Source organism: Comamonas odontotermitis (genome assembly GCF_040396735.1).
In the GTDB taxonomy this organism is placed as follows: Bacteria; Pseudomonadota; Gammaproteobacteria; order Burkholderiales; family Burkholderiaceae_C; genus Comamonas; species Comamonas odontotermitis_C.
In genome coordinates this window covers 549437-569040 of sequence record NZ_JBEBNZ010000001.1, presented here as the reverse complement: position 1 = coordinate 569040, position 19604 = coordinate 549437, and the positions used below count along the sequence as shown (strand labels likewise).

14 protein-coding genes are annotated in these 19604 nt (G+C 62.7%); 5 read left to right on the top strand and 9 right to left on the bottom strand.

Annotated features, from left to right (window positions below; genetic code table 11):
• Positions 1-123 precede the first annotated feature (123 nt).
• The 5 genes from ACH2DG_RS02425 to ACH2DG_RS02405 all read right to left on the bottom strand — a co-directional run bounded on the left by ACH2DG_RS02425 (position 124) and on the right by ACH2DG_RS02405 (position 10393).
• A complete protein-coding gene (locus ACH2DG_RS02425; RefSeq protein ID WP_395024112.1) occupies positions 124-1599 on the bottom strand; it encodes a glutamate synthase subunit beta in 1476 nt (491 codons plus the stop codon).
• A gap of 128 nt (positions 1600-1727) precedes the next feature.
• Positions 1728-6509 (bottom strand): glutamate synthase-related protein, encoded by a 4782-nt coding sequence (locus ACH2DG_RS02420; protein WP_395024111.1) that lies wholly within the window; start codon positions 6507-6509, stop codon positions 1728-1730.
• Positions 6510-6688: 179 nt separating this feature from the next.
• Positions 6689-7390: a transposase gene (locus ACH2DG_RS02415; RefSeq protein ID WP_395024110.1), complete on the bottom strand. Its 702-nt coding sequence runs from the start codon at positions 7388-7390 to the stop codon at positions 6689-6691.
• A gap of 115 nt (positions 7391-7505) precedes the next feature.
• Positions 7506-8237, bottom strand: a complete 732-nt coding sequence (locus ACH2DG_RS02410) for a PepSY-associated TM helix domain-containing protein (protein WP_395024109.1) — start codon at positions 8235-8237, stop codon at positions 7506-7508.
• Positions 8238-8251: 14 nt separating this feature from the next.
• Positions 8252-10393 (bottom strand): TonB-dependent receptor, encoded by a 2142-nt coding sequence (locus tag ACH2DG_RS02405; protein ID WP_395024108.1) that lies wholly within the window; start codon positions 10391-10393, stop codon positions 8252-8254.
• Positions 10394-10647: 254 nt separating this feature from the next.
• Between ACH2DG_RS02405 and ACH2DG_RS02400 the strand changes: the two genes are divergently transcribed.
• The gene (locus tag ACH2DG_RS02400) at positions 10648-12210 is read left to right on the top strand and encodes a hypothetical protein (RefSeq protein ID WP_395024107.1); all 1563 of its coding nucleotides are present in this window, start codon (positions 10648-10650) and stop codon (positions 12208-12210) included.
• A 93-nt stretch (positions 12211-12303) separates the two neighbouring features.
• On the opposite strand, the gene ACH2DG_RS02395 is transcribed toward ACH2DG_RS02400, so the two are convergent.
• Positions 12304-13128, bottom strand: coding sequence for an IclR family transcriptional regulator C-terminal domain-containing protein (locus tag ACH2DG_RS02395; RefSeq protein ID WP_395024106.1), 825 nt, complete (start codon positions 13126-13128; stop codon positions 12304-12306).
• A 289-nt stretch (positions 13129-13417) separates the two neighbouring features.
• On the opposite strand from ACH2DG_RS02395, the gene ACH2DG_RS02390 reads away from it, so the two are divergent.
• From ACH2DG_RS02390 to pcaF, 3 genes are read left to right on the top strand one after another with little or no spacing between them, the layout of a single operon-like run.
• Complete coding sequence (locus tag ACH2DG_RS02390) at positions 13418-14119, top strand: 3-oxoacid CoA-transferase subunit A (protein ID WP_395024105.1); 702 nt, start codon at positions 13418-13420, stop codon at positions 14117-14119.
• 26 nt (positions 14120-14145) lie between these two features.
• A complete protein-coding gene (locus tag ACH2DG_RS02385) occupies positions 14146-14787 on the top strand; it encodes a 3-oxoacid CoA-transferase subunit B (RefSeq protein WP_395024104.1) in 642 nt (213 codons plus the stop codon).
• Between the two features lie 34 nt (positions 14788-14821).
• On the top strand, positions 14822-16024 hold the full coding sequence (pcaF, locus tag ACH2DG_RS02380) for a 3-oxoadipyl-CoA thiolase (protein ID WP_395024103.1): 1203 nt from the start codon (positions 14822-14824) through the stop codon (positions 16022-16024).
• A gap of 176 nt (positions 16025-16200) precedes the next feature.
• On the opposite strand, the gene ACH2DG_RS02375 is transcribed toward pcaF, so the two are convergent.
• Positions 16201-17127, bottom strand: a complete 927-nt coding sequence (locus ACH2DG_RS02375; RefSeq protein ID WP_395024102.1) for a LysR family transcriptional regulator — start codon at positions 17125-17127, stop codon at positions 16201-16203.
• A gap of 96 nt (positions 17128-17223) precedes the next feature.
• Between ACH2DG_RS02375 and ACH2DG_RS02370 the strand changes: the two genes are divergently transcribed.
• Positions 17224-17853 (top strand): LysE family translocator, encoded by a 630-nt coding sequence (locus ACH2DG_RS02370; protein WP_395024101.1) that lies wholly within the window; start codon positions 17224-17226, stop codon positions 17851-17853.
• A 72-nt stretch (positions 17854-17925) separates the two neighbouring features.
• Here the strand turns inward: ACH2DG_RS02370 and ACH2DG_RS02365 are convergent, their stop codons facing one another.
• Together ACH2DG_RS02365 and ACH2DG_RS02360 are read right to left on the bottom strand one after the other, a co-directional pair.
• A complete protein-coding gene (locus tag ACH2DG_RS02365; RefSeq protein ID WP_395024135.1) occupies positions 17926-18786 on the bottom strand; it encodes a class I SAM-dependent methyltransferase in 861 nt (286 codons plus the stop codon).
• Between the two features lie 56 nt (positions 18787-18842).
• Entirely contained in the window at positions 18843-19493 is a 651-nt protein-coding gene (locus ACH2DG_RS02360) for a DUF1415 domain-containing protein (protein WP_395024100.1), read from the bottom strand.
• Positions 19494-19604 lie beyond the last annotated feature (111 nt).

Below are 19604 nucleotides of genomic sequence, written 5' to 3'. Positions count from 1 at the left end.
CGCTCTCCCCCATCAGGAACTCATCCACCGCGCGCGCTGCCTGGCGGCCTTCCCGCAAGGCAACCGGTCAGGTTGCCTTTTCACGAAACCCCAAAGGGCGACCGGGAAGGCCGCCCCACCCTGTCAACGTGGCAGGTCGCTCTCCCCCATCAGGAACTCATCCACCGCGCGCGCTGCCTGGCGGCCTTCCCGGATCGCCCAGACCACCAGCGACTGTCCCCGGCGCATGTCGCCCGCAGCAAATACCTTGTCCACATTGGTGGCGTAGCCGCCCGTGAAATCGGTCGTTGCCTTGGCGTTGCCGCGTGCGTCCTTGTCCACGCCAAAGGCGTCGAGCACGCTGGCGACCGGGTTCACAAAGCCCATGGCGAGCAGCACCATGTCAGCAGGCCATTCCTTTTCGGTACCCTTGACCTCGGTCAACTTGCCGTCCTTGAACTCGACCTGCACGGTGGTCAGGCTCTTGACCTTGCCCTTGTCGCCGTTGAACGACTTGGTGGAGATGGCGAACTCGCGCACCGCTCCTTCCTCGTGGCTGGAGCTGGTGCGCAGCTTGATCGGCCAGTAGGGCCAGACCAGCGGCTTGTTTTCCTCTTCGGGCGGCATGGGCATCACCTCGAACTGGGTGACGCTCTTGGCACCGTGGCGGTTGCTGGTGCCCACGCAATCGCTGCCGGTGTCGCCGCCACCGATGACGATGACGTGCTTACCATCGGCACGCAGTTGGCCCTTGAGCTTGTCGCCCGCATTGATCTTGTTCTGCTGGGGCAGAAACTCCATCGCAAAGTGGATGCCGTCCAGCTCGCGGCCCGTCACGGGCAGGTCACGCGACTGCTCGGAGCCGCCGGTCAGCAGCACGGCGTCGAACTCAGCCTTGAGCTGCTCGGGCGAGACGGTTTCCTTGGCCCAGTTGGTGACCTTGCTGTCCTTGCCCAGGCCATCCTTGCCGGCCACCAGCACGCCGGTGCGGATGGTGACGCCTTCGGCCTCCAGCTGCTTGGCGCGGCGGTCGATATGGCTCTTGTCGAGCTTGAAGTCAGGAATGCCGTAACGCAGCAGGCCGCCGATGCGGTCGTTCTTTTCGAACAGGGTCACGTCGTGGCCCACGCGCGCCAGCTGCTGCGCCGCAGCCATGCCGGCCGGGCCGGAGCCAATCACTGCAATCTTCTTGCCGGTCTTGGCGCTGGCCGGGCGGGGCAGCACCCAGCCTTCTTCCCAGGCACGGTCGATGATGGCGTGCTCGATGGACTTGATGCCCACCGGGTCGTTGTTGATGTTGAGCACGCAGGCGGCTTCGCACGGCGCGGGGCAGATGCGGCCCGTGAACTCGGGGAAGTTGTTGGTCGAATCCAGCACGTGGAAGGCCGCTGCCCAATCCGCGCGGTACACCAGATCGTTGAAATCCGGAATGATGTTGTTGACCGGGCAGCCGTTGTTGCAGAACGGGGTGCCGCAGTCCATGCAACGGGCACCTTGTTGCTTGGCCTGCTGCGAGTTCAGGCCGACAACGAATTCCTTGTAATGCTTGACGCGTTCATCAACGGGCGCGTAGCCCTCGTCGATACGCGCAAACTCCATAAAGCCAGTGACTTTTCCCATGATCGGATCTCTTGCTTGGCTACTGCCTGCACCCTGTGGGCAGGCAGCAATCGTGGTCTATTAGGTCTTTTGAAAAAGGGTGGTGGACGTCAGCGGCTGCGCCATTGGTACAGCGCAGCCGTTGTGCATCACTTTGCCGCTGCGTCTGCACTCTTCTTGGCGGAGGTCTTGGCCTTGGTCAGCTGCGCCTTGGCTTCTGCCTTGGCATACATCTCGCCCAGCGCGCGCTTGTACTCGGTCGGGAAGACCTTGACGAACTTGGCGCGCGAAGCCTCCCAGTGGTCCAGCAGCTCGCGGGCCCGCTTGCTGCCCGTCCAGCGCAGGTGGTCGGCCAGCAGCTGCTTGAGCTGGGCTTCGTCGGTCTGTCCATGGTGCCACACGGCCTTGTCGATGGATGCCTCCTGCTCCGCCTGCGGCAGCACCTTGTCCAGCGCCACCATCGCGGTGTTGCAGCGGCTGGCAAACTGGCCGTCTTCGTCATAGACGTAGGCCACGCCGCCGCTCATGCCTGCTGCAAAGTTGCGGCCGGTCTTGCCCAGTACCAGCACGGTGCCCCCGGTCATGTATTCGCAGCCGTGGTCGCCCGTGCCTTCCACCACCGCCGTTGCGCCCGACAGGCGCACGGCAAAGCGCTCACCAGCCACGCCGCTGAAGAAGGCCTCACCCGTGGTTGCGCCGTACATCACGGTGTTGCCGACGATGATGTTCTGGTGCGCATCGCCACGGAAATCGAGGCTTGGGCGCACCACCACACGGCCGCCGGACAGGCCCTTGCCGGTGTAGTCGTTGGCATCGCCAATCAGGTACAGCGTGATGCCGTTGCAGAGGAAGGCGCCAAACGACTGGCCGCCAGTGCCTTCCACGCGGATGTGGATGGTGTCGTCCGGCAGGCCTTCTGCGTGCACCTTGGTGACCGCACCCGAGAGCATGGCGCCCACGGTGCGGTTGACGTTGCGCACGGTCTCCAGAATCTTCACGCGCTCGCCCTTGTCGATAGCAGGGCGCGATTTCTCGATCAGGATGTTGTCGAAGGCTTTCTCCAGGCCATGCTCCTGCTCTTGCGTGTGATAGAGCGGCACATCGGCGCCCACCTCGGCACGCGCCAGCAGGCGGCTGAAATCGAGGCCCTTGGCCTTCCAGTGGGTGATGCCGGCCTTCATGTCGAGCAGGTCGGCGCGGCCGATCAGGTCGTCGAACCTGGCGATGCCCAGTTGGGCCATGATCTGGCGCGCTTCTTCTGCAATGAAGAAGAAGAAGTTCACCACGTGCTCGGGCTTGCCGCTGAATTTCTTGCGCAGCTCGGGGTCTTGCGTGGCAACGCCCACCGGGCAGGTGTTGAGGTGGCACTTGCGCATCATGATGCAGCCTTCCACCACCAGGGGGGCCGTGGCAAAGCCGAATTCATCGGCGCCCAGCAGCGCGCCGATCACCACGTCGCGGCCGGTCTTCATCTGGCCATCTGCCTGCACACGGATGCGGCTGCGCAGGCCGTTGAGCACCAGGGTCTGCTGGGTTTCGGCCAGGCCGATTTCCCATGGCGAGCCCGCATGCTTGATGGAGGACCAGGGCGATGCGCCCGTGCCGCCATCGTGGCCGGCGATCACCACGTGGTCGGCCTTGCACTTGGCCACGCCTGCGGCAATCGTGCCCACGCCGACTTCGGACACCAGCTTGACGCTGATCGACGAGTGCGTGGCGACGTTCTTGAGGTCGTGAATGAGCTGCGCCAGGTCTTCGATCGAATAGATGTCGTGGTGCGGCGGGGGCGAGATCAGGCCCACGCCGGGCACCGAGTAGCGCTGCTTGCCGATGTATTCAGACACCTTGCCGCCAGGCAGCTGGCCGCCTTCTCCGGGCTTGGCGCCCTGGGCCATCTTGATCTGGATCTGGTCAGCCGACGCCAGGTACTCCGCCGTCACGCCAAAGCGGCCCGATGCCACCTGCTTGATCCTGGAGCGCAGGCTGTCGCCATCCTGCAGGACGTAGTCGGACTCGATCTGGTCCTTGCCGATGACCGACGCCAGGCTCTCGCCCTTCTTGATCGGGATGCCCTTCAACTCATTGCGGTAACGCGCAGGGTCTTCACCGCCTTCGCCGGTGTTGCTCTTGCCGCCGATGCGGTTCATCGCCACTGCCAGGGTCACATGGGCTTCGGTGCTGATCGAGCCCAGCGACATGGCGCCGGTGGCAAAGCGCTTGACGATCTCGGCCGCCGATTCGACCTGCTCGACCGGGATGGCCTTGGCAGGGTCGATCTTGAACTCGAACAGGCCGCGCAAGGTCATGTGGCGCTTGCTCTGGTCGTTGATGAGCTGCGCGTATTCCTTGTAGGTGTTGAAGCTGTTCGAGCGCGCCGAGTGCTGCAGCTTGGCAATCGCATCGGGGCTCCACATATGCTCTTCGCCACGGGCGCGCCAGGCGTATTCGCCGCCGGTATCCAGCATGGTGGCCAGCACCGGGTCATCGCCAAACGCGGCCTTGTGGCGGCGGATGGCCTCTTCGCCGATCTCGAACACGCCCAGGCCTTCCACGCGGCTGGAGGTGCCGGTGAAGTACTTGTCGATGGTTTCGCTGTTGATGCCGACGGCCTCGAACAGCTGCGCACCGCAGTAGGACATGTAGGTGGACACGCCCATCTTGGACATGATCTTGGACAGGCCCTTGCCGATGGCCTTGATGTAGTTGTAGATCGCCTTGTCGGCCGACAGGTCACCGGGCAGGTGCTTGTGGATCGAGGTGATGGTTTCCAGCGCCAGGTAGGGGTGCACGGCTTCGGCACCGTAGCCGGCCAGCACGCCGAAGTGGTGCACTTCGCGGGCGGTGCCGGTCTCCACCACCAGGCCGCAGGCCGTGCGCAGGCCTTCGCGGATCAGGTGCTGGTGGATGGCCGAGAGCGCCAGCAGTGCCTGAATGGCCACGCGGTTCTTGCTGACACCCTTGTCGCTGATGATCAGGATGTTGTGACCAGTCTTGATGGCGTCCACAGCCTGCGCGCACAGCGAGGCCAGGCGCGCTTCCACGCCTTCGCTGCCCCACTCGAGCGGGTAGGTGATGTCGAGCACCGCCGAATTGAACTTGCCGGCCGTGTGCTCGCGGATGTTGCGCAGCTTGACCATGTCGGCAAAATCGAGCACCGGCTGCGTCACTTCCAGACGCAGCGGCGGGTTGACCTGGTTGATGTCCAGCAGGTTGGGCTTGGGGCCGATGAAGGACACCAGGCTCATCACGATCGCTTCACGGATCGGGTCGATCGGCGGGTTGGTCACCTGCGCGAACATCTGGCGGAAGTAGTTGTACAGCGGCTTGTTCTTGTCCGACAGCACGGCCAGCGGGCTGTCGTTGCCCATGGAGCCGATGCCTTCCTCGCCGTTGGCAGCCATCGGGCTCATCAGGAACTTGATGTCTTCCTGCGTGTAGCCGAAGGCCTGCTGCAGATCCAGCAGCTCGGGCGAATCCTGCTCGTCGGCAATGGCACCGAACTCCTGCGAAGCCTGGGCCTGCTGGTCGATCTGCGACTCGCCAGCCACAGGGGTTTCCACATCATCGAGGCGGATGCGCAGATCTTCGATCCAGCGCATGTAAGGCTTGGCATTCGTCAGCGACGACTTGACTTCCTCGTCGTCGATCAGACGGCCTTGATCCAGATCGATCAGGAACATCTTGCCCGGTTGCAGGCGCCACTTCTTGATGATCTTGTGCTCGGGCACGGGCAGCACGCCCGATTCGGAACCCATGATGACGAAGTCGTCGTCGGTCACGCAGTAGCGCGCGGGGCGCAGGCCGTTGCGGTCCAGCGTGGCGCCAATCTGGCGGCCGTCGGTGAACACGATGGAGGCCGGACCGTCCCAGGGCTCGATCATCGAGGCGTGGTACTCGTAGAACGCGCGGCGGCGCTCGTCCATGGTGGTGTGCTGCTCCCAGGGCTCGGGGATCATCATCATCACCGCCTGCGCCAGCGGGTAACCCGCCATGGTCAGCAGCTCCAGGCAGTTGTCGAAGGTGGCGGTGTCGGACTGGTGCGCAAAGCTGATCGGGTAGAGCTTTTGCAGATCGTTGCCCAGCACGGGCGAGCTCATCACGCCTTCGCGGGCGCGCATCCAGTTGTAGTTGCCCTTGACGGTGTTGATTTCACCGTTGTGCGCCACATAGCGGTAAGGGTGGGCCAGTGGCCACTCGGGGAAGGTGTTGGTGGAGAAGCGCTGGTGCACCAGGCCCAGCGCCGAGACGCAGCGTTCGTCTTCCAGATCGCGGAAGTAGGTGCCCACCTGGTCGGCCAGCAGCAGGCCCTTGTAGATGACGGTGCGGCTGCTCATGCTGGGCACGTAGTACTCTTTGCTGTACTTGAGCTGCAGGTTCTGGATGGCGGCGCTGGCCGTCTTGCGGATCACGTACAGCTTGCGCTCCAGCGCGTCCTGCACGATCACATCGGCGCCACGGCCAATGAACACCTGACGGATGATCGGCTCTTTCTCGCGCACCGTGGGCGACATCGGCATGTCGCGGTTGACCGGCACATCGCGCCATCCCAGTAGCACCTGACCCTCGGCCTTGATCGCGCGCTCCAGCTCCTCTTCGCAGGCCAGGCGCGATGCGTGTTCCTTGGGCAAAAACACCATGCCCACGCCATATTCGCCAAAAGGCGGCAGGGTTACGCCCTGGGCGGCCATTTCATCGCGGTAGAGCGCATCCGGCAGCTGGATCAGAATACCCGCGCCGTCGCCCATCAGCTTGTCTGCACCCACTGCGCCGCGGTGGTCGAGGTTCTCGAGAATCTTGAGGGCCTGGGTCACGATGGCATGGCTCTTGTGGCCCTTGATGTGTGCCACAAAGCCAACGCCGCAGGCGTCGTGTTCCATTGTCGGGTCGTACAGACCCTGAGCTTGCATGTGCTCGCGTGCAGATGCCACCATGGCGCAATCCTTCAAATAATCTATCGCGGGAAGGCCAATGTAGAGCAGCAGACAATACCCGAGCAAGAACTTTATTTAGGGTCAGATACTAATTTATTTGATATTGAATTTTCAAAAATTAAATTGGGGACATATCAAATTCAATGAAAAAGATGTTGATTTATATGGATTTCATGAATTTATTCGACCTTGAGGGGCTGCAGGCGTGGTCGTCCTGCACTCTTTTTGTGCAGACGCCGCTCGGTCGTGGACTGGAGTTGCTGCACAAAGCCGTCCCCGCCCAGTGCCCAGCCGCCATTGACGGCCGCCTCCAGAGCCTTCGATTCCCGTTGCGACAAGCCTTGCGCCAGCAAGCGCGCGTATTCCGCCTCGCGCGCAAACGGGGTATTGCCCAAGGCCCAGAAGGCAGCGGGGTCGCGCAACCAGGGAATGTTTTTTGCACCTAAATGGTGCGCGCAGCTGGACCAAGGGTAATCTGCAGCCTGCACGGCCTGCCCTGCCCGCTGGGCACAGGTGTCAACGTAGATGATGCATTGCAACAACGGTGCCGTTGGCTCCACCACCGTGGAGCGATAGCGCCCCTCCCACAAGGTGCCGGTACGCGCATGCCGTGCGTTGAAGTAGCGCACATAGGCCCGGCCCAGCGCCTGCATGAGCTGCGGCAGGCCTTGCTCGGTCTGCGGGGTGACGAGCAGTTGAAAATGATCGGGCATCAGCACAAAGGCATGCACCGCCACCAGATGCGTCTGCGCCAGTTGCTGCAGCAGATCGACAAAGGTCTGGTAATCGTCCGCGTCCACAAACACCGTTTGCCGGTTGTTGCCCCGGTGCAGCACATGGTGCGGCAGGTTGGGGATGGTGAGACGGGGAAGGCGGGCCATGGGGGTCAATCAGTGCGTGGTCGATGCGGAATCTGGCATGGGGATTATCCGTGCCTGCGCCCGGCGGTGCAAAAACAACCCACCGCGCCACTTCGCGCCTCCAATCAGCCAGCAGCTACCAGCTGGTGACGCCCAGCACCAGCAGCAGTGCAAGGCAGGTGCCCGCCAGCCCCAGTGCCAGCAGACGCGGGCCGTGCAGCTTGGTCCACAGCAGAAACCCGGTGAGCGACAAGGCGATCAGCGCGCCTGCGAGGGTGTCGGTCAGCAAAATCCAGGCCACGCTGGCGCCCGCGCCGGTGTGCAGCCGTACCAGCTTGCCCAGAAAATTCGGATCGGTGCGCTCCACGCTGACGGAGCGGTTGCCGACCCAGTACTCTGCATTGACCACGGCGCGCGGCGTGTTGAACGCGATCTGCCAATGCTCTGGCTGCGTGGCCCCGGGCCAGGGCGCGGGACCTGCGGGCTCCACCTTCTTGCGGTGCGGCTCGCGGTTGAGCGCCATCGATTGCTTCAGGTACGCCGCCAGTTCATCAACCGTGGCGGGCGGCGGAGACGGCAGCTCCAGCTGCCATTGGGTTTTGGCATAGCTGGTTCCCGGCACCTTCATGGTGGCGCGGTGGTTCAGGAAAAAGCCGGTCAGCCCAAACAGCAGGCCCATCACTGCGCCCCACACCCCCAACCATGCGTGGGTGCGGCGCAGCCATTTCAGCACCGCTGGGCGGTGCCAGCGCCGCGGCACAAAGAGGTGGCCGCCCGCTGGCTGCGGGCGCTTGCCAGGCTGCGATGAAGCTTGCTGAAAATCAAGGCGCGCGCTGTGCTGCGCATCGCCGCTTGCGGGGGATGTCATGGAATGCAGATGGTTCAGAAACGGTAGCGTGCAACCAGCTGCACCGAGCGCGGCGCGCCGGGCAGGTTGAGGTTGGGGCTGGAGCCGTGGCCAGCCACGGTGTAGCGGCGATCAAAGATATTGTTCAGCTTCAACTGCAGATCCACGCCGTTCATGCGGTAGTACCCCATGGCGTCCACCGTGGTGTAGCCCGGCAAGGTGACGGTATTGCCCGGGTTGGCAAAGCGCGCACCCACATAGTTCACGCCGCCGCCAATGCCAAAACCGTTGCCTAGCGCCTTGGTCAGCCAGATGTTGGCGCTGTGCCGTGGCGTGAGCGTGGGCCGCTTGCCTTCCACGGGCTGGCCCGCATCCTTGGCGGGCGACGAGGTCATTTCGCCCATCAGGTAGGCGTAGCCCGACCAGATCTGCAAGCCATAGGGCAGGTTGCCCGCCAGGCTCAACTCCAGCCCATTCGTGCGTTGCACGCCCAGCGGAACCACCTTGTTCGTTACCGCATCCACGCTTTTGATATTGGTGCGCTCCACCTGAAACAGCGCGGCGGTCGCCGTTGCCTTGCCATCCAGCACATCCCACTTCACACCCACCTCCTTGCTGGTGGTCATCTCGGGCGCCAACTGCGCGTTGCTGGCGGCCAGCGCAAAGGTCTCACCAGACGGCTGGAACGACTTGCTGTATGAGGCGTAGTACGACAGCGTGGCGCTGGGCTGGTACACCACGCCTACACGCGGGCTCCAGGCCACATCGGTGCGCGCCAGATCGGCGTTGGCCGGCAGCAGGTCGTCGGTTTCCTGGCGGAAGCGGTCGTACCGCACGCCCGCCAGCAGCTTCCACTGCGGCGCCAGGCTCACCAGGTCTTGCACGTAGGCGCTGGCCACATTGAACACGCTGTCGTTGTTGGCGCCAGGTGCTGCCGTCAACTGCAGCGGCACCACGGGCAGCACCGGCTTGAACAGGTCGATGGTGCCCGGCACCGCCTGGCTGATGTTGAGCAGCGCCTTCTTCTGCCGCCCCAGTTCCAGCCCGTACAGCATCTGGTGCTGCATGCCCGCCAGCTGCAGCTTCTGCGTGAGCTCCGTCTGGTTGAAAAAGCCGTGCTCGCCCCGCTCCACATGGCCCCGGGTCAGGGTTGCGGTTTGGGCGGCCTCGTTCACCGAGCCCACCAGCGTGTTGCTGCGGTCCAGCGAATAATCGTAGTAGCGCAGCGCATTGCGCAGGCTCAGGCTGTCGTTGAACCGGTGGTTGAAGGTGGCGGAGAACGAGCTGACCTCGCTGGTGCTCACATCCGCCTGCCGCGCATTGGCTGCGCCATAGTAGGTGCCCGGCGACACATTCACGGGCCGGCCCTGGTAGGCAGGAACGCCGAAGTCGGTGATGCGGCTGTCCTTGAGGTAATCGGCCTGCAGCAGCAGGTTCGTGTCGGCGCTGAATTTGAACAGCACCGAGCCTGCCAGCGCCTTGCGGTCGAGAAACTGCGGATCACGGTAGCTATCGGCGCGCTCCAGTGCACCCGTCAGGCGGTACGACACCACGCTGTCCGCAGGAGCGCGCGCAATGTCGAACTCACCTCGGCGTTGCTTCCAGCTGCCCAGGGTCAGGCCCACTTCGTTCAGGTTGGCGCCCGGCTTTTTGGTGATGCGGTTGATGAGCCCCCCCGATGATCCGCGCCCATACAGCACCGATGCCGGGCCCTTGAGCACTTCCACCTGCTCGATGTTCGACAGATCCCGAAAGTACAGCGCGTCATCGCGCATCCCATCGACAAACTGGTCTGCAATCGCCGAAAAGCCCCGGATCGTGACCTGGTCGCGCTGCCCGTCGCCGTGCGACATGCCGATGCCGGGCACGGCCTTGAGCACATCCTGCATGGATTGCGCTGCCTGGTCGCGCATCAGGGTCTGCGGCACCACGTTCACGGTCTGCGGAATATCACGCAAAGGCGCTTCGATCTTGGTGGCGCTGGTGGCGGTGACTGCGTCGTAACGCGCTTCGGCTTCTGCGCTGCCCTGCACGCGCACCTCTTCGAGCGTGGCTTCGGCAGCGGGCGCTGTGGACAAAGCAGGTGCAACAGGTGCAGGAGGTGCCGACTGTGCCTGCACGCAAGTGGAAAACAGGGCCGCAGCTGTTGCAGCCCAAGGTTTGAGGGGATGAGCCATTTCGATTCCTGTTATGGGTTGGCACGAATCTGGTCTGGCTGCAGGGGGCGGGAAGCCCGGCTTGTCTTGCTACTACCGAGAAAGCCCGCACATATTAATAAGAAATGATTCCCATTTGTGAATAACTACTGAATTTGTGTGAATCCGGCCATAGCAAGCCTCAAGACGATGTACCTGTGAAACCGCCTGAAAGTGGCGCCATCGCCCACCACCCATTAGGATGCCCATGACATAGAAACACCGCTGGAGACCCGATGCACCCTTGGATACGCGCATTCGCATTCACCACCTCGATCATTGGCGCCACCGCAGCCTGGGCCGCGCGTGACTTCACACCGCAAGCAGGCACCTGGGTGGTGAGCAGCGAGGTAGACGGCAAACCCGGACGCGGCCTGGCCATTGACGTGCAAGGCAACACCTTTTTCATGCAGGTGTTCGGCTATGAAAAGAATGGCAACGCCACGTTCTATACGGCCACAGGCCTATTGGATGGCACCACGGTAACCGCACCACTGATTCGCTACAAGGGAGGCCGCAGCTTTGGCAGCGAGGCGCGCGATGCGGAGCAAGACAGTTCACCTGGCGATGTCACCGTGTCGTTCAGCAACGGGCTCCAAGGGACGGTGCAGTTTCCCGGCGAAGCCCCGGCGGCGATAGAGCGCTTTCTGGTGAAGGATTTCACGCCCAGCGTCAGCAATCTGCTGGCACAGATCGGGGACCGAGGCATGCATCTTCTGGTTCTGGATGACGCGATGCAATGGACGCAATACTACTGGGCCATGCTGACACGCAACGCACAAGGCCAGACGGAAATCGCCCTGACCGGGCCTACTGACCGCACGGCCCAAACCCTGCCCTGCACCCTGGATTTTGATCTTGCGCAGTTTCAGTGCAATGCCGCCAGCGCAGCCAGCGGTGGTGTCAAAAGCCTGCGCTTGCGGCTGGCAGCGGGTCAGGTTTCCGGCGCCATCACCATGTCGAATACCCCCGAACATCCGCTGCCAGTCATGGGGCAGATCAGGTCTGCATACGACATGAATGCTGTTGTCAATGGAGGCCGAGCATGGGTACAGCAGAACTACTGGGAATTCACTGCGCCAGGCGCCACGATCACAGGGATTCCCCGTGCGTATTTCCATCAGTTGATGCCGGTGAATGGCACCTGGATTGTGACGGATGAGCTGACCGGCAAGCCCGGGCGCGGCCTGGCACTGGATGTGCAGAACAGCACGATGGTGCTGCAGGTCTTCAACTATGGCGCCGACGGCCACCCCACCTTTCATATGGGCAGTGGCACCTACACCAGTGCGGGGGCCAATACCCTCGCATCGCGTGCAGACCTGAGCTTGGACCGCTATGCCGGAGGGCGCAGCCTGGGTGGACCGCCTCAATCTGCGCATTGGCAAGACAGTGCAGGCGTGGTGACCGTAGAGTTCTCTTTGAAGGAGACAACGCCCGTCAGGCATTTTTCACAGCGCGGCACGGTGACCTTTCCCGGAGAAACGCCCCGCGCCATACAGCGCCTGCAACTGGATGCTCCTCCAGCCTTGGCGGACCGCCTGTTTGGCGAATGGTACGACCCCATACAGGCAACGCACATCGTGTTCAACCAGGAAGAGAATGGGTTGGTGAAGTCTGCCGATGGGTCGCTGGCCTGCGAGTATGGCTCCACCGAGCGACCCACTTGGGTGCGATGCAAGCACGTAGATAGCCGGATCATTGTTTTTCCATTGCCGCTCCTGAACCAGGGCAGCACGTGGATCCAGATTCGTGACCGGTTTGGCAATCTGCAAGGCCTCGGCAAGATGGGTCAATGATCCATAGCATGCTTTGCTATTATTTTTGATAGTGCAGCGCTTTGCTGTTGTGCGCAAGCGGCTGCTTTCACCCCACCCCCCCGCCCAGCACAATCAGCGCCGCACCGCTCCGGCCCGCGTCGCACCGGACCCTGCCCGGTAGCCCAGCAGCGCCGACATCCGCCCAGCCGCCTGCAGCAGCTGTGGCAGCAGCGCCTGGCGCATGATCTCGGGCGTGGTGCGGTTGGCCTGACCGCTGATGTTCATGGCGGCAACCACCTTGCCTGCGGCATTGCGGATGGGGGCCGCGACCGAGGTCAGGCCCTCCTCCAGCTCCTGGTTCAGCAGGCACCAGCCTTGCGCGCGCACCAGGGAAATCTGCGCCAGCAGCGCGTCGTCGTCCTGCACGGTAAAGCGCGTGAACAGGTTGCGGTCGCGTGTTTCAAGCAAATGCTGCAGCTCGTGCACGGGCAACTCGGCCAGCAGCACGCGTCCCAGCGACGTCCAGAACGCAGGCAGGCGCGAGCCGATTCCCAGGTTGGTGCTCATGATCTTGTGGGTGTGCACGCGCATCACATACACCACGTCCTGCCCGTCCTGCACGGCAATGGAGCAGGACTCGTGCACCTGCTCCACCAGCGCATCCATCACCGGCTGGGCGCTGTGCCACACCGGCATGGATGTCAGGTAGGCAAAGCCGAGATCGAGGATTTTCGGCGTCAGCTCGAATGCCCGGCCTTCCATGCGCACGTAGCCCAGGGTGTGCAGCGTCAGCAGAATGCGCCGGGCGCCCGCGCGGGTCAGCCCCGTGGCGTCCGCCACTTCGGTGAGTGTCTGGCGCGGCGCGGCAGCACCAAAGCTACGGATCACGTCCAGCCCGCGCGCAAAGGATTGCACATAGCTGTCGCTGGGGCGAAGGGTCTGGTTGTCATCTTTCATAGCGATCTCTGCGGCAAGCGCAACATGGCAGCAAGGTGGCGCGCAGCCATCGCTGCAAAACTGCAAAAGTCAGTCACCAAGGCGTCGATGGCGGCATAACAGCAAGCCTATAATTCTTTTATCGAACTATTGTTCTATATACGAACATTTTGGTCAATCCCCCACAAGACGGCAAATGTCACCCAGGCACCAGCGTCGCCATCGTGCCTGATGCACTTCTGTGGTCACATGGGGCCATGCGCTGCCGAACCGAATGGCAGCACGGGTTTCTACAGACAGGAGACAGCGAATGATCAACAAGATTTCGGACTCGGTGGCCGAATCGCTCAGCAAGATTCAGGACGGCTCGACAGTGCTGATCGGCGGTTTTGGCACGGCCGGCATTCCCTCGGTGCTGATCGATGGGCTGATCGCCCAGGGCGCACGCGGGCTGACCGTGGTAAACAACAACGCGGGCAATGGCGACACGGGCCTGGCAGCCCTGCTCAAGACGGGCGCCGTGCGCAAGATCATCTGCAGCTTTCCGCGCCAGGTAGACAGCTACGTGTTTGACGAGTTGTACCGCAGCGGCAAGATCGAACTGGAAGTGGTGCCCCAAGGTAATCTGGCCGAGCGCATGCGCGCAGCAGGCGCCGGCATTGGCGCCTTTTTCTGCCCCACGGCCTACGGCACCGAACTGGCTGCGGGCAAGGAAACGCGCGAGATCAATGGCAGGCACTACGTGCTCGAATACCCCATCTACGGCGATGTGGCCCTCATCAAGGCCGAGCAAGGCGACCGCTGGGGCAACCTCACCTACCGCAAATCGGCGCGCAATTTCGGCCCGGTGATGGCGGCAGCGGCCAAATACACCGTGGCCACCGTGCACGAGATTGTGGAGCTGGGCACGCTGGACCCGGAAGCCGTCGTCACCCCTGGCATCTATGTCAACCAGGTAATCAAGATCGACCGCGTGGCCACACAGGCCGTCGGCATCAAACAGGCTGCCTGATCGGCCGCAGCGCAGGAGATAACACCATGAGCAGCTACCAGAAACGCACCAAGGACGAGCTGGCCGCACGTGTGGCACAAGATATTCATGACGGTGCCTACGTCAACCTCGGCATCGGGCAGCCGACCGCTGTTGCCAACCACATCCCCAAAGACCGCGAAGTGATTCTGCAGTCGGAAAACGGCATCCTCGGCATGGGGCCCGCCCCAGCGTCTGGCGAAGAAGACTACGACCTGACCAATGCCGGCAAGCAGCCCGTGACGCTGCTGGCGGGCGGCTGCTACTTTCACCATGCCGACAGCTTTGCGATGATGCGCGGCGGCCACCTCGACATCTGCGTGCTGGGGGCCTTTCAGGTGGCCGAGAACGGCGATCTGGCCAACTGGAGCACCGGCGAGCCCGGCGCCATTCCTGCCGTGGGCGGCGCGATGGATCTGGCCATTGGTGCCAAGCAGACCTGGGTGATGATGGATCTGCTGACCAAGAAGGGCGAGAGCAAGATCGTCAAGCAATGCAGCTACCCGCTCACCGGCATCGGCTGCGTCAAGCGCATCTACACCGATGTGGCAACGATCGAAGTCACGCCCCAGGGCCTCAAGCTCATCGACACCGTGCCCGGGCTGGACAAGCCTGCGCTGGAAGAGATGATCGGCCTGCGCCTGCTCTAATCCCTTTTCATTGACACACATTCAGGAGACCACCATGACCGACGCATTCATCTGCGATGCCATCCGCACCCCTTTTGGCCGCTATGGCGGCGCGCTCTCCGGCGTGCGCACCGATGACCTGGGCGCAGTGCCCATCAAGGCGCTGATGGAGCGCAACCCCGGCGTGGACTGGAAGGCAGTGACCGACGTGATCTACGGCTGCGCCAACCAGGCCGGTGAAGACAACCGCAACGTGGCCCATATGTCGAGCCTGCTGGCAGGCCTGCCTGTGGATGTGCCCGGCGCCACCATCAACCGCCTCTGCGGCTCGGGGCTGGATGCCATCGGCACCGCTGCCCGCGCCATCAAGGCGGGTGAGGCGCGCCTGATGATTGCAGGCGGTGTCGAATCGATGAGCCGCGCACCGTTTGTGATGCCCAAGGCGGAATCAGCCTTCAGCCGCAGCAATGCGGTGTATGACACCACCATCGGCTGGCGCTTCATCAACAAGCAGATGAAGGCGCAGTACGGCGTGGACTCCATGCCCGAGACGGCAGAGAACGTCGCGGATGACTTCAAGATCGAACGTGAAGCGCAAGACCGCATGGCGCTTGCATCACAGCAAAAAGCCGCCGCCGCCATTGCCGCAGGCTACCTGGCCCAGGAAATCGTGAACGTCGTCCTCCCGCAGAAGAAGGGCGACCCCATCGTTGTGAGCCAGGACGAGCACCCCCGCGCCACCACGATCGAAGCGCTGGCCAAGCTCAAAGGCGTGGTGCGCGAGTGCGGCACGGTAACAGCGGGCAATGCATCGGGTGTGAATGACGGCGCCTGCGCCCTGCTGCTGGCCAACGCCGAAGCCGCCAAGCAATACGGGCTGACCCCCAGGGCACGCGTGGTGGGCATGGCCACTGCGGGTGTGGCGCCGCGCATCATGGGTTTTGGCCCGGCGCCTGCGGTGCGCAAGGTGCTACAGCTCACGGGCCTGACCTTGGACCAGATGGACGTGATCGAACTGAACGAAGCCTTTGCCGCGCAAGGCCTGGCCGTGCTGCGCGATCTGGGTCTGGCCGATGACGACAAGCGCGTCAACCAATGGGGCGGCGCGATTGCCCTGGGCCACCCGCTGGGCGCATCGGGCGCGCGCCTGGCGACCACGGCAGTCAACCAGTTACACACGCTGGGCGGCCGCTACGCGCTGTGCACCATGTGCATTGGCGTGGGCCAGGGCATTGCGGTGATTCTGGAAAAGGTCTGAAAACCTTTCCCCGGCGCACACCAGCACCTACCCAAAGACGGCCGAAAGGCCGTCTTTCATTGAAATAATTCAACAAAAAGAAGTTCCAGCGCCCTACCATCAAACGCCAAAAGCTATCAAATAAATAGCAATTTACATGCTTGGGATGGCACGTGGCAGTGAAGCCCCCATTGCGTTTACGGTGCAAGCCCGTTCTGCACCAGTGTCTGCGCCATCGCCTGCTGCAACCAGGCATGTACCCCGGCAGTGCGCGCATCCTCCAGCCCGCGCGCATGGATCAGCACATAGCCGGAGCCATCTGCGCGCCAGCCCAGCGGGGCCACCAGGCTACCTGCCTGCACGGCGGCATCGGCCATGTACACCGACGCCATGGCCACGCCCAGGCCACTGATGGCGGCCTGCAGGCACAGATAGAAATGCTCCAGCACCATGCGTTGCGGCAGGTCTGCCGGGCGGTTGCCCGCCGGGCTGCCAGCCCACCAGTTGGCCCATGCCTGCGGGCGCGTGGAGGAATGCAGGGCCACGCGTGCGGCAGAAGGCTTTGCACCCGCCGAATCAGGCGATAACCAATGTTGTGCAAGCGCTGGCTGGGCCACCGGCCCCATGTATTCCGGTGCCACGGCATGCACCTGCCAATGCGGCTGCAGCGCAAAATCGTTGCGGCGCAGGGCGAGGTCGATGCCATCCCGCTCAAAATCCACCGCACCACCGCCCGCCACCAGGTGCAACTGCACGCCAGCGCACTCCGCCTGCAACTGCGGCAAACGGGGAATGAGCCAATGCATGGCCAAGGTTGGTTCGCACGACAGCACCAGCGGGCGCGTAGGTGCAGGCGCGCGCACGGCATCCACAGCCTGTGCCAGCGTCTGCAGCGCGTGCGTGCATGCCTGGTGCAGTTGCTGGCCTGCAGCGGTGAGGTGTACGCCCCGGTTGCGCCGCTCGAACAAGGCCACGCCCAGCACCTCTTCCAATTGCCGCAACTGCTTGCTGACGGCACCTTGCGTCACGTGCAAGGCGTCTGCCGCCCGCACCACAGACCCCGTGCGCGCCACTGCCTCAAAGGCCTGCAGGCTTTTCAATGGGGGAAGGCGCTCCGAATTCATTGAGTTTTTCTCATATTTCTTGCAGAGAATAAATCGATATTCTTTCTTTTATACCTCTTTCACAATGCGCCTCATCATTGAATTGAAGGAATGTATATGGAATGGCTCGCAGTGATCAGCATCACCATTTTGGCAGTCATCAGCCCCGGGCCCGATTTTGCGATGGTGACGCGCTGCAGCCTGCTGTATGGCAAGCGGATCGGCATGCTGGTGGCCTGGGGCATTGCCCTGGGGGTGCAGGTGCATGTGTGCTACAGCATGTTGGGCGTGGCATGGCTGATGCAGCATTCACCCGCGTGGTTCACGGCCTTCAAGCTGGTGGGCGCCGCCTACCTGGTTTGGGTGGGTTGGCAGACCTTGCATAGCACTGCCCTGCCCGCAGCAGCGGATGGGCCTGAAGGCAACCACAGCCCGGCGCAGACCAGTACCATCGGCCCCTGGGCGGCAGTGCGCGCCGGCTTTTTCACCAATGCGCTGAACCCCAAGACCACCTTGTTTGTGGTGAGCGTTTTCTCGCAGGTGGTTCAGCCCGGCGCGCCGTCATGGGTGCTGGTGAGCTACGGCTTGTTCATCTCTGTAGCGCATGGCGCGTGGTTCACGGCGGTGGCCTGTGTGCTGGCAACCCCAGCGATCCGCAATCGCGTGCTACAAAAAGCGCAATGGCTCAACCGGGGCATTGGCGCCGTATTGATGGCCATGGGCATCGCACTGGCCCTGGCGCGCTGATATGTTGGCAAAAAGAGCTTTCTGCACAATAGTGGCATGCACAAGAAGCTCTTGTTTTGATAGCAAATAAGGCTATGCCTGCTGGATATCTGCAGCAGCTGGCAAAGGGTAGCGGTGCTGGAGCGAGGCATCGAGGCCAAACTCGGCAAGCAACTGCTGCAGCCGCTCGGCCGCACTGCGCTTTCTCTGGCCGGTGTAGCGCGCCAGAATCAACTCGTTCTTCATACTGTGCTCCCAACCCACCAGCTCCGTCACCGTCACCTGGTAGCCCTGGCTTTCCAGGTAGAGGCAGCGCAGCACATTGGTGATTTGGCTGCCTATCTCGCGCGTGTGAATGGGGTGGCGCCACAGTTCGGCCAACGGCGTGCGCGACAACTGCAACGCCTTGTTCTGGCGCAGGCAGGACGCCACTTCGGCCTGGCAGCAGGGCACCAGCACCATGGCCCGGGCCTTTTTCTCCAGGCCGAAGGCGATGGCATCGTCGGTGGCAGTATCGCAGGCATGCAGGGCGGTCACGATGTCGAAGCGCTCGGGCATGGCGTCGGCACGGGTGGAATCGGCCACCGACATGTTCAGAAACGCCATGCGCTCGAAACCCAGGTCGGCGGCCAGCTGTTGCGATGCCTCCACCAGGGGCGCGCGCGTTTCGATGCCATAAATGCGCCCTCGGCCCAATTGCCTGAAGAACAGGTCGTACAGGATGAAACCCAGGTACGACTTGCCCGCACCATGGTCGGCGAGGCTCACGGCGTGCTCGTTCTGCGACAGCTCGGCCAGCAGGGGTTCGATGAACTGGTAGAGGTGGTAGACCTGCTTGAGCTTGCGGCGCGAATCCTGGTTCATCTTGCCGTCGCGCGTGAGGATGTGCAGCGCCTTGAGCAGCTCGATCGACTGCCCGGGCTTGAGACCCAGTTGCTCGGCAATGTCCTGCATCACAGGCTGCTTTTTGCCAGCGGTATTCACGTCACGCTGGGGCTTGGTCTTTGTCATCAATCGGCTTTCTGGTCGTCGGCATGGTCTGCTGCGGCATTTTTTTGCGATTCCTTGTGAGGGAAGGGACAGCGCGCACCCACGCCCAGATCCAGCCAGCCTTCCAGGCCCAGTTGATCGAGCGTGTCCATGTTCTTTTCGTAGATCGACTCCGCTTCGGGAAACACTTCGACGGCCTTGTCGATGCTGTCTTCGCGCAGCAGGTGCAAGGTGGGATACGGCGAGCGGTTGGTGCAGTTGGTCACATCGTCCACGTCCGTCCCCTCGAACTGGTAGAGCGGATGGAATGACGCCACCTGCAGAATGCCGCCCAGATCCAGCTCGTCGATCATGTCGTCCGCCAACTCCAGGAACTCGTTGAAATCCAGGAAATCGTGCAGCGCATACGGCAGGATCAGCAAGGTGGTATCGCGCCTTTCAGGGTTGGCCTCGGCCAGCGCCTCCAGTTCGCGGTGCAGCGCCTGGGCCACGCCCTCCACATCGTCGGCGTCGCTGACGGTGTAATGGATCTGCCCTTTGACATGCACGCCCTTGGCAAACGGGCACAGGTTGAGGCCGATCACCGCCTTCTCCAGCCAGTTCACGGTGTCGGCAATCACGACTTCGTGCATGGATGTGCCTTGCGCAGGCGTCGCGTGGTCATCGGTCATGGCGGGCTTTCTAGTGGGTATTGTGTAGGTATTCGCAGACGGCACAAACAGGCGGTGCACAGCGGCGTTGACAGCCTGCAGGGCTTACAGGAGCGTGTCTACGCTCCCAGG